Source organism: Kribbella sp. NPDC054772, assembly GCF_053611945.1.
Genome location: NZ_JBSHBJ010000035.1, coordinates 52,288 through 69,183, shown reverse-complemented (window position 1 = coordinate 69,183; position 16,896 = coordinate 52,288). Strand labels below are relative to the sequence as shown.

Below are 16,896 nucleotides of genomic sequence, written 5' to 3'. Positions count from 1 at the left end.
CATCTGTTGTCCTTCGATGTTCTGACAGCCACCCTGCCCGGGCCAACGACGGCCCCCTGATCACCCCCGATCACCGCTGGGTGCGCACCGCGCGGAACGCATCGAACCGACGACGCTTCGAGCCTTCCGGCCTCGGTGAGCACCTGTCACAAGGACAAGGACACGCCCCCGATGACTGCTGGCGTCACCTCCGCTGCCCGTAAGCCCGCCCGCCCCCGCAAGGGCAAGGGCGAAGGTCAGTGGGCGCTCGGCTACCGCGAGCCGCTGAACAAGAACGAGGAGAACAAGAAGAACGACGACGGCCTGAACGTCCGGGCCCGGATCGAGAACGTCTACGCGCACCGCGGCTTCGACTCGATCGACCCAGCCGACCTGCGCGGCCGGTTCCGCTGGTGGGGGCTGTACACCCAGCGCAAGCCCGGGATCGACGGCGGCAAGACCGCGACGCTCGAGCCGGAGGAGCTGGACGACCGCTACTTCATGATGCGGGTCCGGGTCGAGGGCGGGCAGCTCAGCACCGAGCAGCTGAAGGTGATCGCCGAGATCTCCACCGAGTACGCGCGCGACACCGCGGACATCACCGACCGGCAGAACATCCAGCTGCACTGGATCCGGATCGAGGACGTGCCGGCGATCTGGCAGAAGCTGGAGGCCGTCGGGCTCTACACCACCGAGGCCTGCGGTGACGTACCGCGCGTCGTGATCGCCAGCCCGGTCGCGGGGATCGCCGCGGACGAGATCATCGACCCGTCGCCGGCCATCGACGAGATCGTCGAGCGCTACATCGGCAGCGACGAGTTCTCCAACCTGCCGCGGAAGTTCAAGACCGCGCTGACCGGTCACCCATCGCACGACGTCGTACCGGAGGTCAACGACATCGCGTTCGTCGGGGTCGTGCACCCCGAGCACGGGCCGGGCTTCGACCTGTGGGTCGGCGGCGGACTGTCGACCAACCCGATGCTCGCGCAGCGACTGGGGACCTGGATCCCGCTCGACGAGGTGCACGAAGCCTGGTGGGGAGTCACCAGCATCTTCCGCGACTACGGCTACCGCCGGCTGCGGACCCGGGCCCGGCTGAAGTTCCTGGTCGCCGACTGGGGCGTGGAGAAGTTCCGTGAGGTGCTCGAGGACAAGTACCTGAAGCGGAAGCTGATCGACGGCCCGGCGCCCGAGGTGCCCGCGATCCAGGGTGACCACGTCGGCGTGCACAAGCAGAAGGACGGCAAGTACTACGTCGGCGTCGCGCCGGTCGTCGGCCGGGTCTCCGGTACGACGCTCACGAAGGTCGCGGACGTGGTGGCGCGGCACGGGTCGGACCGGATCCGCACGACCGCGCAGCAGAAGCTGCTGGTCCTGGACGTCGAAGAGGCCCAGCTCGACTCGCTGATCGCCGAACTGGACGCGCTCGGGTTCCGGGCGAAGCCGTCGGCGTGGCGACGCAACACGATGGCCTGCACCGGCATCGAGTTCTGCAAGCTGGCGATCGTCGAGACCAAGGGGAAGGCCGCACAGCTGATCGAGGAGCTCGAGGAGCGGATCCCCGAGCTCGACGTACCGATCACGGTGAACCTGAACGGCTGCCCGAACTCCTGCGCCCGGATCCAGACCGCCGACATCGGCCTGAAGGGCCAGTTGGTACTGGATGCCGACGGCAAGCAGGTGCCGGGCTACCAGGTGCACCTCGGTGGCGGCCTCGGCCTGGACGCCGGCTTCGGCCGGAAGCTCCGCGGCCACAAGGTCACCGCCGACGGCCTCACCGACTACGTCGAGCGCGTCACCCAGAACTACCTGAAGGAGCGCAACGAGGGCGAGCGCTTCGCCCAGTGGGTCACCCGTGCGGATCAGGAGGCACTCCAATGAGCGAGCGCGCAGCACCTCTTTACTGCCCCTACTGCGGGGACGAGGACCTTCGTCCTTCCGAGGAGGGCCATGGCGCGTGGGAGTGCCGGCCGTGTGCACGGGTGTTCCAGCTGAAGATGATCGGACTGCGGGTGACGGTGGAATGAGTACTGATCTGAAGACGATCGCCGAGGAGGCGAACGAGCGGCTCGCGGACGCGTCGGCGGTGGAGGTACTGGCGTGGGCGCGGGAGACGTTCGGTGACGAGCTGGTGGTGACCGCCTCGATGGCCGACGGCGCCCTCCCCCATCTCGCGGCGCAGGCGGCGCCCGGGGTCGACGTACTGTTCCTCGACACCGGCTACCACTTCGCCGAGACCATCGGGACCCGGGACGCGGTGGCGGCGACGCTGCCGATCCACCTGATCAACGCGCTTCCGAAGCAGACGGTCGCGGAGCAGGACGCGGAGTACGGCGAGAAGCTGCACGACCGCGACCCGAACAAGTGCTGCGCGCTGCGCAAGGTCGAGCCGCTGAACCGGTACCTGTCCGGCTACAAGGCCTGGGTCACCGGCATCCGCCGCGAGGAGGCGCCGACCCGCGCCAACACTCCGGTCGTCGAGTACGACGAGAAGCGCGACATGGTGAAGCTGAACCCGATCGCGCCGTGGACGCAGGACGACCTGGACACCTACATCCAGGACAACGGCGTACTCGTGAACCTGCTGCAGTACGACGGCTACCCGTCGATCGGCTGCGAGCCGTGCACGCAACGCGTCGAGCCCGGCCAGGACCCGCGCAGCGGCCGCTGGTCGGGCACCGGCAAGGTCGAATGCGGGCTCCACACATGAGCGCGACGGTGACAGAGCTCGATGCTCTGGAGAGTGAATCCGTCTTCGTGTTCCGTGAGGTGGCGGCGGAGTTCGAGCGGCCGGTGATCCTGTTCTCCGGTGGTAAGGACTCGATCGTGATGCTGCACCTGGCGCGGAAGGCGTTCGCGCCGGCCGGGGTGCCGTTCACGTTGCTGCACGTCGACACCGGGCACAACTTCCCCGAAGTACTCGCCTATCGCGACAAGGTGGTCGAGGAGCTCGGGCTGCGGCTCGAGGTCGCGCAGGTCGAGGACTACATCGCCGACGGCCGGCTGCGCGAGCGCTCCGACGGGACGCGGAACCAGCTGCAGACGATTCCGTTGCTCGACGCCATCAACGCGCACCGGTTCGACGCCGTGTTCGGCGGCGGGCGACGCGACGAGGAGCGGGCCCGGGCCAAGGAGCGGATCTTCAGCCTGCGTGACGAGTTCGGGCAGTGGGACCCGCGCAACCAGCGGCCGGAGCTGTGGTCGCTGTACAACGGCAAGCACCGGCCCGGCGAGCACGTGCGGGTGTTCCCGCTGTCCAACTGGACCGAGCTGGACGTCTGGAACTACATCGAACGCGAGCAGATCCCGCTGCCGAGCATCTACTACGCCCACGAGCGGGACGTGTTCGAGCGCGACGGCATGTTGCTTGCCGTCGGCCCCTACTCGCAGCCGCGCGACGGCGAGACCGTCGCGCCGCGGGTGGTCCGGTACCGGACCGTGGGCGACATGTCCTGCACCGGCGCCGTCGCCTCCGTCGCGACGACGCCCGCCGAGGTCGTCGTCGAGGTCGCGGCCAGCACGATCACCGAGCGCGGCGCGACCCGCGCCGACGACCGGGCCAGTGAGGCCGCGATGGAAGACCGCAAGCGAGAGGGGTACTTCTGATGAGCAGCACGACACACACCCTCCTGCGCCTGGCCACCGCCGGCTCGGTGGACGACGGCAAGTCGACCCTGGTCGGCCGGCTGCTGCACGACTGCAAGGCGATCCTCGCCGACCAGATCGCGCACGTGAAGACGGTCTCCGAGGCCCGTGGCGGTGACTTCGACTTCGCACTGCTCACCGACGGCCTGCGCGCCGAACGCGAGCAGGGCATCACGATCGACGTCGCCTACCGGTACTTCGCCACCGACAAGCGCTCGTTCATCCTGGCCGACTGCCCCGGACACGTGCAGTACACCCGCAACACGGTGACCGGCGCCTCGACCGCGGACGTGGTGATCATCCTGGTCGACGCGCGCCACGGCGTACTGGAGCAGACCCGGCGGCACCTGGCCGTGGCCGGCCTGCTGCGGGTGCCGCACGTCGTACTCGCGGTGAACAAGATCGACCTGGTCGGCTACGACGAGGCCGTGTTCACCAAGATCGCCAAAGAGGTCAACGAGGTCGCGGACCACCTGGACATCGCCGACGTCCAGGCCATCCCGGTCTCCGCCCTCGTCGGCGACAACGTCGTCGAGCGCTCCCCCCGGACCGAGTGGTACGACGGGCCCACGCTGCTCGAGCTGCTGGAGAACGCGAACGGCCGCACCGACACCTCGCAGCAGCCGATGCGGTTCCCGGTGCAGTACGTGATCCGGCCGCAGACCGACGACGAGTACCGCGACTACCGCGGCTACACCGGAACCGTTGCCTCCGGCACCGTCACGGTCGGCGACCCGGTGATCGTGCTCCCGGCGGGCCGCCGTACCTCGATCGCCGGCATCGACCGGCCGGTCGTCACCGCCACCTCCACCGCGGTGGCCGAGCGGCCGTCCGCGATCGCCGGCGAAGCGGTCACCGTCCGGCTCGCCGACGACATCGACGTCGCCCGCGGCTCGGTGATCGTCGCGGCCGGGGCCTCCCCCGGCACCCGCCGGGAACTGGCCGGCACCGTCAGCTGGCTGTCCGACCGGCCACTGACCGTCGGGGCCCGGGTGCTGATCAAGCACACCACCACCACCGCTCAGGCGATCGTCACCAAGATCACCGGCGCGCTGGACCTCGACACGCTCGGAGTCATCGACGCCACCGAGCTCGGGCTGAACGACATCGGCAAGGTGCAGCTCAAGGTCGCCGCACCGCTGGCCGCCGACCCGTACTCCAGCAACACCATCACCGGATCGTTCCTGCTGATCGACGCCCACGACGGGTGGACGCTCGCAGCCGGCATGATCGACGACGAAGAAGGGGAACTGCTGTGACTGCTCCAGCGCTCGTGATCCTCGCCCACGGCAGCCGCGACCCGCGCTCGGCCGCCACCGTCCACTCGCTCGTGAAGTGCCTGCGCGAGATGCGTGACGACCTGCGGATCGAAGCCTCCTTCCTCGACCACTGCCCGCCCACGCCGTACCAGGTGATCGGCAAGCTCGCCGCCGAAGGGGTCGAAGAGGTCGTCGTCCTGCCGCTGCTGCTGTCCGAGGCGTTCCACGCGCGGGTCGACGTGCCCGCGGTGGTGGACGAGGCGCGCTCGCGGTTCCCCGGTCTGCGGATCATCGCCTCCGAGGTCCTCGGGTACGACGACACGCTGCTGGACGTGATCGATCGCCGGATGCGAGCCGAGCTGAAGGACGGGCGGGTGCGCGAACTCGACGCGCTCGTGCTCGCTTGCGCCGGCTCCAGCGACTCGCACGCGAACGCCAGCGTCACCCGGCTCGCGCGGCTCTGGGGTCAGCGGCACAAGCTCCCCGTGACCGCCGCGTTCGTCTCGGCCGCGTCGCCGTCACCCGCCGAGGCCGTCCTGCAGTGGCGCCTCGAGGGCCGTCGGCACGTGGCTGTGGGCTCGCTGTTCCTGGCCCCGGGTGTGCTCCCGGACCGGGCCGAGTCCACCGCTCGCCGTGCGGGTGCAGTCGCGGTGTCGCGTCCGCTGGGCGTCAGCGCCGAGGTGGCCCGCCTGGTCCTCCTCCGCTACGGCGTCGCCGGCCTCGACCTGCTGACGCTCGAGCCCGCGCCGCGCCCGGTCATCGCCCGCCCGGAGCTGGTCCGCACCGCGTAAGACCGGATCTGCCCCACTCACCAACCCCGCTCGGAGCGGCTCGCGGAGCGCATCGTGAGCGTGCGACCTGGCCGGTCAGCGGTGTTGGTGAGTGCTGGCGGTCCACCTGTTCGGATCGATGAAGGAGACGTCGGTGTACGGCGTCTCCTTCGTCGTCATTTGAGCCAGTAGCTCGCCGATGCCGGCGCAGTGCTTGAACCCGTGTCCGCTGTCGCCACCGGCGATCAGCAGCCGCTCGTCGTGCCGCCCGACCAGGAACTGACCGTCTGGCGATTCGGTCACCATGCACGGAATCGCCTGCACCGGCGCCGGATCCAGCCCCGGGAACGCCCGGCTGACCGCCGCGGCCAACTCGGCGATGTCGTCGAGCGGACGGATCGAGCGATCGAGATCGTCGGCGTCGAACCCGCTCACGTGCCGCCCACCGTCGAGCCCGACCTTCACGCCGAACCCGTCCCCCGACCCGTGGCCCCAGAGCCCGCGCCCGTCACCGAACTCCCAGATGAACGCCGGGAAGTTCTCCAGCCGGAACGCCTCCGACTCCGGATCCGCCGGCTGGAACCAGAACATCGGCGTACGCCGCGGCGACAGCGGCAGCCCCGGAACCAGGTTCCCGAGCCACGCGCCGGCGCACACCACGACCTGCTCCGCCTCGATCTCGATCGTCGGCGTCCGCACCGTCACTCGATCGGCCCGCAGGTCGATCCCGGTCACCATCGTGTGCGGGTAGACGGTCGCGCCCAACCGCTCCGCCTCCGCGACCTGCGCCCGTACTGTCGGCTCGGCGAGGCAGATCCCGGCCGCGGGGTCCAAGATCGCGACGTAGCCGTCCTCCAGCGCGTACTGCGGGAAGCGCGCAGACAGCTCCTCATGGGTCAGTTCGGTGATGGCGGCTCCGGCCGCGGTCGCCGCCTGCCGCGCACCCGCCACGGGACGGCTGGCCGGCCCGCCGACGTTGAGTGATCCGGTCTGGCGAACGTAGGTCTGCCCGGTGCGCTCCCCCAGCTCGGTCCACAACGCCAGCGACTTCCGAGCGATCGCGGTCAGCCCTGGATGCTCCATGCACGCCACCCGGAACAACCGGGTCGTCCCGTGCGACGACCCCAGCGGATGCCCGATCGCCTGCCGCTCGATCCCCACCACGTCCACGCCGCGCGCCGCGAGGCGCCACAGCGCCGCCGACCCGAACGCACCCAACCCGACGACCACGACATCCGTCCGCATCCACCAACCCTCGCAGACGCCAAGGTCGCCACCAACAGCTAGCGTGATATCTTGCTATCTATGGCGAAGGACGCGACCAAGAACATCCTGCTGCGACTCGACCCCGAGCTGGCCGAGCGACTGCAGACCGTGGCCTCGGTGGAGGGCCGCTCGGTGTCCGACGTGGCGCGCGAGGCGATCGCGGCGCTCGTCGACCAGCGTCGCCAGGACAGCCAGTTCAGCCGCCTGCTCGAGGAGAACCTGGTCCGGCACGAGGAGTCGCTGCGCCAGCTCCGTGGAGACGACTGATGCGCTACCTCGGTCGGTACGACGTCCTCGCGGTCGCCGCCCGCATCCTGCGCTGCGGGTCCGACGATGTCGTTCGCCGGTCGAATCTCGACGCGATCGATCGCGTGCTGGACGGCGTACGGATGACCAATGGGTTGGCCCAGGCGGCTGGGGTGTTGCTGGCCGGTCTGGTGCGGGCCCGACCGTTCGACGGCGCGAACCGGGTCGTCGCGGTCGCCGTCGTTCTGCAGTTCGTCTCGATGAACCGGGCCGAGCTGCAGCTGGAGCCGGTGGCGGACGTCGACGAGCTGCTCGACCGAATCGCGGCCGGGGACGCGAGCCACGAAGAGGCGGCCGCCTTCATCCGGAGCCGGCTCGAGCACCGACCGGTGTCCGCCGAGGACCTGGAGGAGCACCTGCGGATCGACCTGCTCCTCGAGCAGGACGTACTGACCTTCGACGTCGAGCAGGAGTGGTGGAGGGGACTCGAGATGTACGAACAGTTCAGCGATCCTGCCCGGCAGGTGATCGTGCTGGCGCAGGAGGAGGCGCGCGGCCTCGACCACGTGTACGTCGGGACCGAGCATTTGCTGCTCGGTCTGATCAAGCAGGGCAGCGGTCTCGCGGCCCGGGTGCTGGCCGACTTGGGGATCACGGCTCCGGCGGTCCGCGATCTCGTCGTGGAGATCATCGGTCGCGGCGCGGGCGGTGCGGTCGGATCGATCCCGTTCACGCCGCGGGCGAAGAGCACGTTCGAGTTCGCCTGGCGCGAGGCGCGGGCGCGTGGAGCGGAGCAGGTCGGGCCGGAGCATTTGCTGCTCGGCGTACTGCACGACGGGGACGGCGTCGGCGGCCAGATCATCACCAAGCTCGCCACCGACACCGAGCAGGTCCGCCGCAAACTCGAAGAGCGTCTCAGCCGCCGTCAGCGGTCGGAAGCTGTGGTGGCCGAGGAGGTGACCGACGGGCCGACGTGGACGACGTACGGGCGCCGGCATCACCTGATCCACGAGCTGAACGCGGTCCTCGACGAGAACGAACGCCTGCACGAGCAGGTGGCGCGGCTGCGCGACCTGCTGCGCCGGCACGGGATCGACCCCGACAGCTGAGCCTCAGGTCGCGGCCAGGCGCTTCTTCTCCTTGTCGACGTCGTAGTCGGCGACCGGCCACTCCGGGTTCAGCTCCTTGAGCGTCTCCAGCAGGATCGTCGTGACCGCCCAGTTCCGGTACCACTTGCGGTCGCTCGGGATCACGTACCAGGGCGCCTCCGGCGTGTTACAGCGCTGGAGCGCGGCGTGGTACGCGTCCATGTAGTCCGGCCAGAGCTTGCGCTCGTCGACGTCGCCGGGGTTGTACTTCCAGTGCTTGGTCGGGTCGTCGAGCCGCGCCTCGAGGCGGGTGCGCTGCTCGTCCGGCGAGATGTGCAGGTAGCACTTCACGATCGTCACGCCGGCGCCGGTCAGCTCGGCCTCGAAGTCGTTGATCTGCCCGTACCGCCGGTCCCACACGTTCGGCGTGACGAGTTCGCGGACCCGGGCGATCAGGACGTCCTCGTAGTGCGACCGGTCGAAGATCCCGATCATGCCCTGGCCGGGCAGGGCCTGCTTGATCCGCCAGAGGAACCCGCGGCGCTTCTCGGCCGGCGTCGGCGCCTTGAACGAGGTGATCTTCAGGCCCTGCGGGTCCATCAGCCCCGCGCCGTGCCGGATCACGCCGCCCTTGCCGGAGGTGTCCATGCCCTGCAGCACCAGCAGCACGCTGCGTTCCCCGCCGCTGCGGCCCTCGGCGAACAGCCGCTCCTGCCAGTCCGAGATCTCGGCCCCGAGGCCGTCCAGGGCGAGCTTGCCGTCGTCCTTGGATCCGTCGAACCCGGGCGTGGCGCGCGTGTCGTACGTCGTCAGGTCCACTTCGCCGACCGGCACCCGCAACTGCTCGCGCAGTCCCCCACCGGCTTCCTTGCCGTCCGCCTTCGAGCCCTTCTTCTGCTTCGCCATCTCCACATCCTGCCGCATCAGTCCGCGACTTCACCGTCTTTCCGACGGCGACGCCGCCACAAGACGATCTCGATCACGGCGATCACGGCGGCACGCACCACGAGCGACACGAGGCTCCCCAGCAGGCGGCCGAGCAGCGAGAGGCAGTCGCCGTACCGCTCGGGCAATCGGTGGCGTCGTAGTACGCCGCGACGCGCACCATCCAGCGTCCGCCGGACCGGTCGCGTTCGCGCGGCTGCAGCCCGGTCGCGATCATGGCGCCAATGAAGCACGCGGCGAGGGGGCGTGGGTCAGGCAGCGCGTGCGAGCGAGATCAACCGGGACAGGGCGCGCAGGTACTTCTTGCGGTAGCCACCCTTCAGCATCTCGGCCGAGAACAGTTGGTCCAGCGGTACGCCGCTCGCGAGCAGCGGCAGGCTGCGGTCGTACATCCGGTCGGCGAGCACCACCACCCGCAGCGCGACGTTCTCGTCGGTGAGCGGCCGGATGTCGGTGATGCCAACGGCTTCCACACCGTCGAGCAGCGCGCCGTACTTGCTCGGGTGCAGCTCGGCCAGGTGGCGGTGCAGGTCGACGAAGTGGTCGCAGGACGCGTTCGCGCGCGTCGCCGCCTCCTCCTCCACCCGCGCGTCGGTCCACGGCTCCGGCGCCACCGGCAGCCCGCGATGGCGGTAGTCGGGCCCGTCGATCCGCCGTACGTCGAAGTTCGCGCCGAGGGCCTGGATCTCGCGGAGGAAGTCGGACGCCTGGAACCGGCCCTCACCGAGTTTGTCCGGGAGCGTGTTCGACGTCGCCGCTAGCTCGACCCCGGCCGCGACCAGTTGCCCGAGCAACCGCGAGATCAGCATCGTGTCGCCGGGATCGTCCAGCTCGAACTCGTCGATACAGATCACCCGGTACGACGACAGCGCGTCGACCGCAGTGCGCAGCCCGAGCGCGCCGACGAGGTTCGTGAGCTCGACGAACGTGCAGTACATCCGCGGTCCGGACGCCTCGTGCCAGAGCGAGGCGAGCAGGTGCGTCTTACCGACGCCGAAGCCACCGTCGAGATAGATGCCGGGCTTGTCCGGCCGCTCGGTGCGGCCCCGGAAGCGCGACCACAGCGACGCCGTCGGCCGCGGCTTGGCGAGCAGCTCCGCGCGCGCCGTCAACGCCGCCAGCGCCGCCGCCTGCGACGGCTCGTCCGGATCCGGGCGGTACGTGCTGAACCGGACCTCGGCGAACCGCGGCGGCGGAACGCACTCCGACAACAGCCGGTCCGGACTCACCTCCGGCCGCCGCTCACTCAACCGCACCACCATGCGCCCAACCCTAGGGCCCCCAAAGTCAAGCCTGCTGTGACCTTGACCGCTTTCTTACTTTCAGTTAGGAAGTTGAGTAGGAGTTCGTGAGGCGAACGACGAGGAGTCTCCGATGGGCGAAGAGCACGTGCGGCGGCGGACAGTTCTGAAAGGCGCAGTGGGCGCGCTCGGCCTCGGGTCCGCGCTCGCCGCCTGCGGTGGCAGTGACAGCGGGGGCGGCACCACCAGCGGCGGGAAGGCCGTGGTCCGGATGTGGTCCTGGTACAACGACCAGGAGGACCAGTTCCCGAAGCTGATCAGCGCGTTCGAGGCCGCGCACAGCAACATCACAATCGAGAACCGGATCTTCGGTACGCCGGACCAGTACCTGCCCGCTCTGCAGGCCGCGGTCGCGGGTGGCGACGTACCGGAGATCTTCGCGCCGCACACGCGGGCGCTGACGTACGGCACCGGCGGGATCTCCGCCGACCTGAAGCAGGAGCTCGGCGACGACTTCCTGAAGGACTTCTTCGACTCGGCCAACCAGGAGTACACGCTGGACGGCAAGCAGTACGCCGTCGGCTGGATGGCGCAGACGTTCGGGCTGTTCTACAACCCCGACCTGCTGAAGGCGGCCGGTGTCGGCGAGGACGAGCTCGAGACCTGGGACGACCTGATCGCGGCGGCGGCGAAGATCCGCAAGACCGGCAAGCACCCGGTGGCACTGAGCTGCAACCCGACGACCAGCTCGCTGGACTTCTTCCTGCCGCTGATCACGCAGGTCGCCGACGACCCGACGTACTACCTGAAGCTCGACCAGCTCAAGGACGGCGCGACGTACGAGGACCCGAAGGTGGTCCAGGCGATCGAGCTGCAGCAGAAGATCGTCAAGGCCGGCGTCTTCCAACCCGGTACGACGGGCACCAGCGGCGACCAGGCGCCGCAGATCTTCTACACCGGGAAGTCCACGATGCTGTTCAACGGCAGCTGGACGCCACAGGGCCTGACCAAGGACGCGTCACCGGCCTTCAACAAGCTCTACAAGGTGATGAAGACGCCGGCGATCGCGCCCGGCAAGAAGCACTGGACCGCGAACCAGGCCGGCGCCGGCTGGGCGGTCTCGCAGAACAGCAAGAACAAGGACGCGGCGCTGGAGTTCCTGAAGTTCATGTACTCCGCGGAGCAGTACTCCCCCACGATGAACGGCTCGAACTCGATGCCGGCCACCAAGAGCGCGGCGGACCGGATCGAGCTGCCGATGATGAAGCAGATGACGTCCTGGCTGATCGAGGGCGAGGGCTGCCCGCACATCCCGTTCGGTCCCGGGTCGGTGGCGGCCGGCGATCCGCTCGCGAAGATCTTCGACGGCAGCGGCGAGCCGGCGGCGGTCGCGAAGGCGATGCAGCAGGCGGTCCAGAACGCCAAGGGCGGCTGATCGGATGGCGACAGCTCTGTCGAGGGAGGACGTCGTACGGCGGTCCGGCGCGCGCCCGGCGTACCGGTTCGGGTCTCCGCTGCGGCGGTCGCAGCGGATGGCCGGCTACCTGTTCATCACGCCGACCTTCGTACTGTTCCTGGCCTTCGTGCTGTGGCCGATCCTCTACACGGCGTACCTGAGCCTGACGTCGTGGGGCGGGTTCGGGGCGCCGCGGTTCGTGCAGTTCGACAACTACAGCCGGATGCTGCACGACCCGGTCGCCCGCCGGGCGCTGATCGTCACGCTGGTGCTGACCGGCGTGACGACCGCGATCCTGACGTTCCTCGGTCTGGTCACGGCGGTCCTGGTGAACGTGATCTGGTCGAAGGTCGGTGTCGTCGTCCGGACGATCCTGTTCATTCCCGGGATCGTCTCGTTCGTCGTGTCGGCGGTGCTCTGGAAGCTGATCTACGACCCGAACATCGGAACGCTCAACCGGTTGCTCGGGGCAATCGGTCTCGACAGCCTGCAGCACCCCTGGCTGGCCGACCACAAGACGGTTCTGCCGGCGATCATCGTGGTGACCGTCTGGGGCGGCATCGGGTTCACCATGCTGATCTACTTCGCCGGCCTGCAGAGCATCGACCCGAACCTGTACGAAGCGGCCGCGATGGACGGCGCGAACACCGTCCAGCAGTTCCGGCACATCACGATCCCGAGTCTGCGCGTCGTCACCGGACTGATCGTCAGCCTCGGGCTGCTCAACGGGTTCAAGGCCTTCGACGTGATCTTCGTGATGACCGGCGGCGGCCCCAACCACGCCAGCGAAGTACTCGGCACCTATCTGTACTCATTGGCCTTCGGTACGACGTCCGGGTCGCTCCCGCAGCTCGGGTACGCCAGCGCGTTCAGTGTCGTGACGATGGTGCTCTGCACCCTCGCGGTGATCGCGCAACTCTGGCTGACCCGGAGGGCGGACCGATGAGGAAAACGCTGTTCGGAAAGTCGTTCGCGACGTTCGTACTGCTGCCGTTCTGTGTCCTGATGGCGTTTCCGTTCGTGTGGATGCTGTTCACCTCGTTACGGGAACAGAACACGATCTTCAACGGGCCGATCATCCCGCGGAAGTTCACCGGAGCGGCGTACCAGGATGCCTGGACGTCGATCGACTTTCCGCTGCATTTCTGGAACAGCGTGTGGATCACGTCGGTGACGGTGATCGGCGTACTGGTGTTCGCCACGCTCAGCGGCTACGCGTTCGCGAAACTGGAGTTTCCGTTCCGGAACACGCTTTTCGTGTTGCTCCTGACGACGCTGATGATGCCGTCGACGGCGCTGATCATCCCGTTGTACCTCGAGCTCAAGTCGCTCGGCCTGCTCGACAGTCAGGCCGGACTGCTGGTGCTGTACATCTCCGGGTCGGCGCCGTTCGCGATGTTCCTGATGCGGGCGTTCTTCCAGACGCTGCCGGACGAGCTGATCGAGGCGGCCCGGGTGGACGGCGGCAGCGAGCTGACGATCTTCCGCCGCGTGATCCTGCCGCTCACCCGGCCGGGGATCGCGACCGTGGTGATCTTCCAGTTCCTCTCCACCTGGAACGAGTTCCTGATCGCCAACACCGTGTTGCGCAGTACCGACGCACTTCCCCTGCAGCCGGTGTTGTTCACGCTGATGGGGCAGTACTCCACGAACTGGCCGGCGCTGACCGCCGGCCTCACGCTGTCCGTCGTACCGGTCGTGATCGTGTACGTCCGGATGCAGCGGCAGTTCGTCGCCGGGATGATGCTCGGCGCCGTCAAGAACTAGGCGCCGTCAAGAACTAGGCGCCGTCAAGAACTAAGCGAAAGAGGGTCTATGCCGATCAAGAACGTCGTCGTCAACTGCACCGATGTGCAGCGCTCGGTCGAGTTCTACACGCAGTTCCTCGAGCTCCAGGTGATCGGTACGCCGACCGCGGAGCGGGCCGTCCTCGACGCGGTCACCGCGACGGTCGAATTACGGGCCGTGGGCAACGGCCGCGAGCAGAGCACCTGGTCGCCGGACGACCTGCAGCGCGGTTTCCGGCACGTCGGCTTCAAGGTGGACCGGATCGACGAGCGGGCCGGCGTCCTGAAGGCGGCCGGGGTTGAGTTCAAACTGGACCCGCTCGACGCCGAGGGCGACGTCCGGATCTGTTTCTTCTACGATCCCGACGGCACGCTGCTGGAGATGATCGAGGGCGACCTGCAGTACGCCGAGATCCTGGACCCGGACGGGGTCGCGCGCGAGCGGGCCCTCGGCGTACCGGAGCGGCCGCGGTTCGACCACGTCGCGATCACGATCGCGGACCGGGCCGCCACCAGCGCGCACTACCACGACCGGCACGGGTTCGACTTCATCGGCACCATCGAGCAGCCGCACGACCAGCGCGGATTCCACATCGGCTACCTCAAGGGCGGCGACACCGTCCTCGAGGTGTTCACCTACGACGTAGACACCTCGCAGCGCGAGCCACAGCTCGACGTCGCCGGTTTCGCGTACGCCGAGATTGCAGGTGACGCACCGGACCTCCCGGCCGTCGCCTCACCTGATGGGACGAAGGTCTACGTCGACCCCGACGGCTTCGCGTACGCCGTAGGCTCCGGCGCATGATCAAGCGCACTCTCGGAAACACCGGCCTGTCCGTCACTCCCGTCTGCGCCGGCGGCAGCGGCCTCGGCAGCATGCCCGCGGTCTTCGGGTACGACGTGACGCGCGAGCAGGCCGTCGATTTGGTACTGCGCCTGTTCGACAGCCCGGTGTCGTGGATCGACACGTCCAACGGGTACAGCGACGGCGAGAGCGAGCGCCGGATCGGCCAGGCGATCCGCGAGTACGGCGGCCTGCCCGAAGGGTTCCTGGTCGCGACGAAGGTCGACGCGAAGGACGGGGAGTACTCCGGCGCCCGGGTCCGCGCGAGCATCGCCGAGAGCAGGGAGCGGCTCGGGCTCGACGACCTGCCGCTGGTCTACCTGCACGACCCGGAGGCGTGGGAGTTCGAGTCGATGCGGTACGCGGTCGACACGCTCATGCAGCTGCGCGCCGACGGCGAGATCGGGCACGTCGGACTCGCGGGCGGCGACACCCGGGAGCTTTCCCGGTACCTCGATCTCGGTGGCTTCGAGGTCCTGCTCGTGCACAACCGCTGGAGCCTGGTCGATCGCTCGGCCGGCCGCATCTTCCAGCGGGCCCGGGCCGAGGGCATCGCGGTGGTGAACGCCGCGATCTACGGCGGCGGGATCCTGGCGAATCCTTCGGGCGCCACGAAGTACGCCTACCGCGAGGCGCCCGCGGCGCTGCTCGAAGCTGTCGCGGAGATGGACAAGGCCTGCCAGGAGTACGGCGTCGATCTCGCGACCGCCGCGCTGCGGCACTCGGTGGACGACCCCGGGATCGCCGCGGCCGTCGTCGGATTCACCAAGCCCGCCCGGATCGACGCGTTGGCGAAGGCGTTGGACGCCGACCTCCCGGAGGAGCTGCTTAACCGGTTAGGTAGCCTGGTGCCCGAGCGGCAGTACTGGGTCGAGAAGGAGACGACGTGACGAACGGCTTCCCCCGCGGTTTCACCTTCGGTGCGGCGACCGCGTCGTACCAGGTCGAGGGCGCGGTCTCCACGGACGGGCGCGGCCCGAGCATCTGGGACACCTTCGCGCACACACCCGGCCGGATCGCGGACGGCACCAACGGTGACGTGGCCGACGACCACTATTACCGGTTCGCCGAGGACATCCGGCTGCTGGCCGACCTCGGTCTGACGGCGTACCGGTTCTCGATCGCGTGGCCGCGGATTGTTCCGGCCGGCTCGGGCGCGGTCAACCCGACCGGCCTGGACTTCTACCGGCGGTTGGCCGAGGCCTGTCTGGCGAACGGCGTCACGCCGTACGCGACGCTCTATCACTGGGACCTGCCGCAGCCGCTCGAGGACGCCGGCGGGTGGCTCGTGCGCGACACCGCTGAGCGGTTCCGCGACTACGCGGCGATCACGCACGACGGTCTGTCGGACGTGATCAAGCACTGGATGACGCTGAACGAGCCGTGGTGCTCGGCGTTCCTCGGGTACGGCAACGGCGAGCACGCGCCGGGGCGGACCGAGGGTGCGGACGCGTTGAAGGCCGTGCACCACCTGCTGCTCGGCCACGGGCTCGCGCTCGACGCGATCCGCTCCGAGGGCGGGACGTACGGGATCGCGCTCAACCCCGCGCCGATCCACGCCGCATCCGACTCCCCCGCCGACCGTGACGCCGCGCGCCGGATCGACGGGCTGCGGAACCGGATGTTCCTCGACCCGCTGCTGTCCGGGCGCTACCCGGCGGACGTGCTGGAGGACACCGGGACGACCGAGTGGTTCGCGGCGCAGGAGCGCGACCTCCCGCTGATCGCGGCGCCGCTGGACTTCATCGGCGTCAACTACTACTGCCCGACCACGGTCGCCGCGCCGGACGGGCCGATCTCGTCGCCGGTCGCGTCCACCCAGCCGGGCAGCGAGAACGTCGTTGCGGTCGACACGGGACTCCCCCGGACCCAGATGGGCTGGCCGATCCAGGCGAGCGGTCTGCGCGACATCCTGGTCACCATCAACAAGATGGCGCCCGAGCTGCCGCTGTACGTGACCGAGAACGGATCGGCGTACCCCGACGAACTGACCGCCGACGGGACGGTCGAGGACGACGAGCGCCTGGACTACCTCCGCCAGCACCTCGCCGTCTGCGAGGATCTCGTCGCCGAGGGCTTCCCGCTCAAGGGGTACTTCGCTTGGTCGCTGCTCGACAACTACGAATGGGCCTGGGGCTACAGCCGCCGCTTCGGCCTCGTGTACGTCGACTACGCAACCCAGCAGCGCATCCCGAAGAAGAGCGCCCACTGGCTGAGGGACTTCCTGGCCTAACGCTTCGCGCCGCCGTCGGGACCTGAGACAAGATGTGGTGGGGGGGGCGCGGCGGGGTTTGAGTGAGACACACCAACACCTCGCCGCACCCCCCCCCACAACCCCCACCCCCCACCCCCCGCGCGCCGCCCCCCCAC

The 16,896-nt window shown here is 68.9% G+C and carries 17 protein-coding genes; 13 read left to right on the top strand and 4 right to left on the bottom strand.

Features of this window, described 5'->3' with window-relative positions; all coding sequences use genetic code 11:
• Positions 1–171 precede the first annotated feature (171 nt).
• The 5 genes from ACWGID_RS35035 (at position 172) to ACWGID_RS35015 (ending at position 5,674) form a co-directional block, all read left to right on the top strand.
• Positions 172–1,860, top strand: coding sequence for a nitrite/sulfite reductase (locus tag ACWGID_RS35035; RefSeq protein ID WP_452203637.1), 1,689 nt, complete (start codon positions 172–174; stop codon positions 1,858–1,860).
• Between the two features lie 142 nt (positions 1,861–2,002).
• Positions 2,003–2,689, top strand: coding sequence for a phosphoadenylyl-sulfate reductase (locus ACWGID_RS35030; protein ID WP_452203636.1), 687 nt, complete (start codon positions 2,003–2,005; stop codon positions 2,687–2,689).
• Positions 2,686–3,585, top strand: coding sequence for a sulfate adenylyltransferase subunit CysD (gene cysD, locus ACWGID_RS35025; protein WP_452203635.1), 900 nt, complete (start codon positions 2,686–2,688; stop codon positions 3,583–3,585). Before ACWGID_RS35030 ends, cysD begins: the two co-directional genes overlap by 4 nt.
• Positions 3,585–4,883: a sulfate adenylyltransferase subunit 1 gene (locus ACWGID_RS35020; protein ID WP_452203634.1), complete on the top strand. Its 1,299-nt coding sequence runs from the start codon at positions 3,585–3,587 to the stop codon at positions 4,881–4,883. Before cysD ends, ACWGID_RS35020 begins: the two co-directional genes overlap by 1 nt.
• Positions 4,880–5,674 (top strand): sirohydrochlorin chelatase, encoded by a 795-nt coding sequence (locus tag ACWGID_RS35015; protein WP_452203633.1) that lies wholly within the window; start codon positions 4,880–4,882, stop codon positions 5,672–5,674. The genes ACWGID_RS35020 and ACWGID_RS35015 overlap by 4 nt, the downstream gene beginning before the upstream one ends.
• Before the next feature lie 75 nt (positions 5,675–5,749).
• On the opposite strand, the gene solA is transcribed toward ACWGID_RS35015, so the two are convergent.
• A complete protein-coding gene (gene solA / locus ACWGID_RS35010; protein ID WP_452203632.1) occupies positions 5,750–6,898 on the bottom strand; it encodes an N-methyl-L-tryptophan oxidase in 1,149 nt (382 codons plus the stop codon).
• Between the two features lie 60 nt (positions 6,899–6,958).
• Here solA and ACWGID_RS35005 point away from each other — a divergent pair, with 60 nt between their 5' ends.
• A complete protein-coding gene (locus tag ACWGID_RS35005) occupies positions 6,959–7,186 on the top strand; it encodes a ribbon-helix-helix protein, CopG family (protein ID WP_452203631.1) in 228 nt (75 codons plus the stop codon).
• Complete coding sequence (locus tag ACWGID_RS35000; protein WP_452203630.1) at positions 7,186–8,274, top strand: Clp protease N-terminal domain-containing protein; 1,089 nt, start codon at positions 7,186–7,188, stop codon at positions 8,272–8,274. Before ACWGID_RS35005 ends, ACWGID_RS35000 begins: the two co-directional genes overlap by 1 nt.
• Positions 8,275–8,277: 3 nt before the next feature.
• Here the strand turns inward: ACWGID_RS35000 and ACWGID_RS34995 are convergent, their stop codons facing one another.
• The 3 genes from ACWGID_RS34995 to zapE form a co-directional block, all read right to left on the bottom strand.
• Positions 8,278–9,159, bottom strand: coding sequence for a polyphosphate kinase 2 family protein (locus ACWGID_RS34995; RefSeq protein WP_452203629.1), 882 nt, complete (start codon positions 9,157–9,159; stop codon positions 8,278–8,280).
• A gap of 82 nt (positions 9,160–9,241) precedes the next feature.
• On the bottom strand, positions 9,242–9,415 hold the full coding sequence (locus ACWGID_RS34990) for a hypothetical protein (RefSeq protein WP_452203628.1): 174 nt from the start codon (positions 9,413–9,415) through the stop codon (positions 9,242–9,244).
• 34 nt (positions 9,416–9,449) lie between these two features.
• A complete protein-coding gene (zapE, locus tag ACWGID_RS34985; protein WP_452203627.1) occupies positions 9,450–10,460 on the bottom strand; it encodes a cell division protein ZapE in 1,011 nt (336 codons plus the stop codon).
• 112 nt (positions 10,461–10,572) lie between these two features.
• On the opposite strand from zapE, the gene ACWGID_RS34980 reads away from it, so the two are divergent.
• The 6 genes from ACWGID_RS34980 to ACWGID_RS34955 are packed head-to-tail and all read left to right on the top strand — an operon-like array spanning position 10,573 to position 16,759.
• A complete protein-coding gene (locus ACWGID_RS34980) occupies positions 10,573–11,874 on the top strand; it encodes an ABC transporter substrate-binding protein (protein WP_452203626.1) in 1,302 nt (433 codons plus the stop codon).
• A 4-nt stretch (positions 11,875–11,878) separates the two neighbouring features.
• Positions 11,879–12,841, top strand: a complete 963-nt coding sequence (locus ACWGID_RS34975) for a carbohydrate ABC transporter permease (RefSeq protein WP_452203625.1) — start codon at positions 11,879–11,881, stop codon at positions 12,839–12,841.
• Positions 12,838–13,662: a carbohydrate ABC transporter permease gene (locus ACWGID_RS34970; RefSeq protein ID WP_452203624.1), complete on the top strand. Its 825-nt coding sequence runs from the start codon at positions 12,838–12,840 to the stop codon at positions 13,660–13,662. Before ACWGID_RS34975 ends, ACWGID_RS34970 begins: the two co-directional genes overlap by 4 nt.
• Positions 13,663–13,710: 48 nt before the next feature.
• A complete protein-coding gene (locus tag ACWGID_RS34965; protein WP_452203623.1) occupies positions 13,711–14,487 on the top strand; it encodes a VOC family protein in 777 nt (258 codons plus the stop codon).
• On the top strand, positions 14,484–15,416 hold the full coding sequence (locus ACWGID_RS34960) for an aldo/keto reductase (RefSeq protein ID WP_452203622.1): 933 nt from the start codon (positions 14,484–14,486) through the stop codon (positions 15,414–15,416). The genes ACWGID_RS34965 and ACWGID_RS34960 overlap by 4 nt, the downstream gene beginning before the upstream one ends.
• Positions 15,413–16,759, top strand: coding sequence for a GH1 family beta-glucosidase (locus ACWGID_RS34955; RefSeq protein WP_452203621.1), 1,347 nt, complete (start codon positions 15,413–15,415; stop codon positions 16,757–16,759). Before ACWGID_RS34960 ends, ACWGID_RS34955 begins: the two co-directional genes overlap by 4 nt.
• Positions 16,760–16,896 lie beyond the last annotated feature (137 nt).

Coding starts and splice junctions, on each gene's coding strand:
- ACWGID_RS35035 (WP_452203637.1), top strand. CDS start 172: ATGACTGCTGGCGTCACCTCCGCTGCCCGTAAGCCCGCCCGCCCCCGC.
- ACWGID_RS35030 (WP_452203636.1), top strand. CDS start 2,003: ATGAGTACTGATCTGAAGACGATCGCCGAGGAGGCGAACGAGCGGCTC.
- cysD (WP_452203635.1), top strand. CDS start 2,686: ATGAGCGCGACGGTGACAGAGCTCGATGCTCTGGAGAGTGAATCCGTC.
- ACWGID_RS35020 (WP_452203634.1), top strand. CDS start 3,585: ATGAGCAGCACGACACACACCCTCCTGCGCCTGGCCACCGCCGGCTCG.
- solA (WP_452203632.1), bottom strand. CDS start 6,898: ATGCGGACGGATGTCGTGGTCGTCGGGTTGGGTGCGTTCGGGTCGGCG.
- ACWGID_RS35005 (WP_452203631.1), top strand. CDS start 6,959: ATGGCGAAGGACGCGACCAAGAACATCCTGCTGCGACTCGACCCCGAG.
- ACWGID_RS35000 (WP_452203630.1), top strand. CDS start 7,186: ATGCGCTACCTCGGTCGGTACGACGTCCTCGCGGTCGCCGCCCGCATC.
- ACWGID_RS34995 (WP_452203629.1), bottom strand. CDS start 9,159: ATGGCGAAGCAGAAGAAGGGCTCGAAGGCGGACGGCAAGGAAGCCGGT.
- ACWGID_RS34990 (WP_452203628.1), bottom strand. CDS start 9,415: ATGATCGCGACCGGGCTGCAGCCGCGCGAACGCGACCGGTCCGGCGGA.
- zapE (WP_452203627.1), bottom strand. CDS start 10,460: ATGGTGGTGCGGTTGAGTGAGCGGCGGCCGGAGGTGAGTCCGGACCGG.
- ACWGID_RS34980 (WP_452203626.1), top strand. CDS start 10,573: ATGGGCGAAGAGCACGTGCGGCGGCGGACAGTTCTGAAAGGCGCAGTG.
- ACWGID_RS34975 (WP_452203625.1), top strand. CDS start 11,879: ATGGCGACAGCTCTGTCGAGGGAGGACGTCGTACGGCGGTCCGGCGCG.
- ACWGID_RS34970 (WP_452203624.1), top strand. CDS start 12,838: ATGAGGAAAACGCTGTTCGGAAAGTCGTTCGCGACGTTCGTACTGCTG.
- ACWGID_RS34965 (WP_452203623.1), top strand. CDS start 13,711: ATGCCGATCAAGAACGTCGTCGTCAACTGCACCGATGTGCAGCGCTCG.
- ACWGID_RS34960 (WP_452203622.1), top strand. CDS start 14,484: ATGATCAAGCGCACTCTCGGAAACACCGGCCTGTCCGTCACTCCCGTC.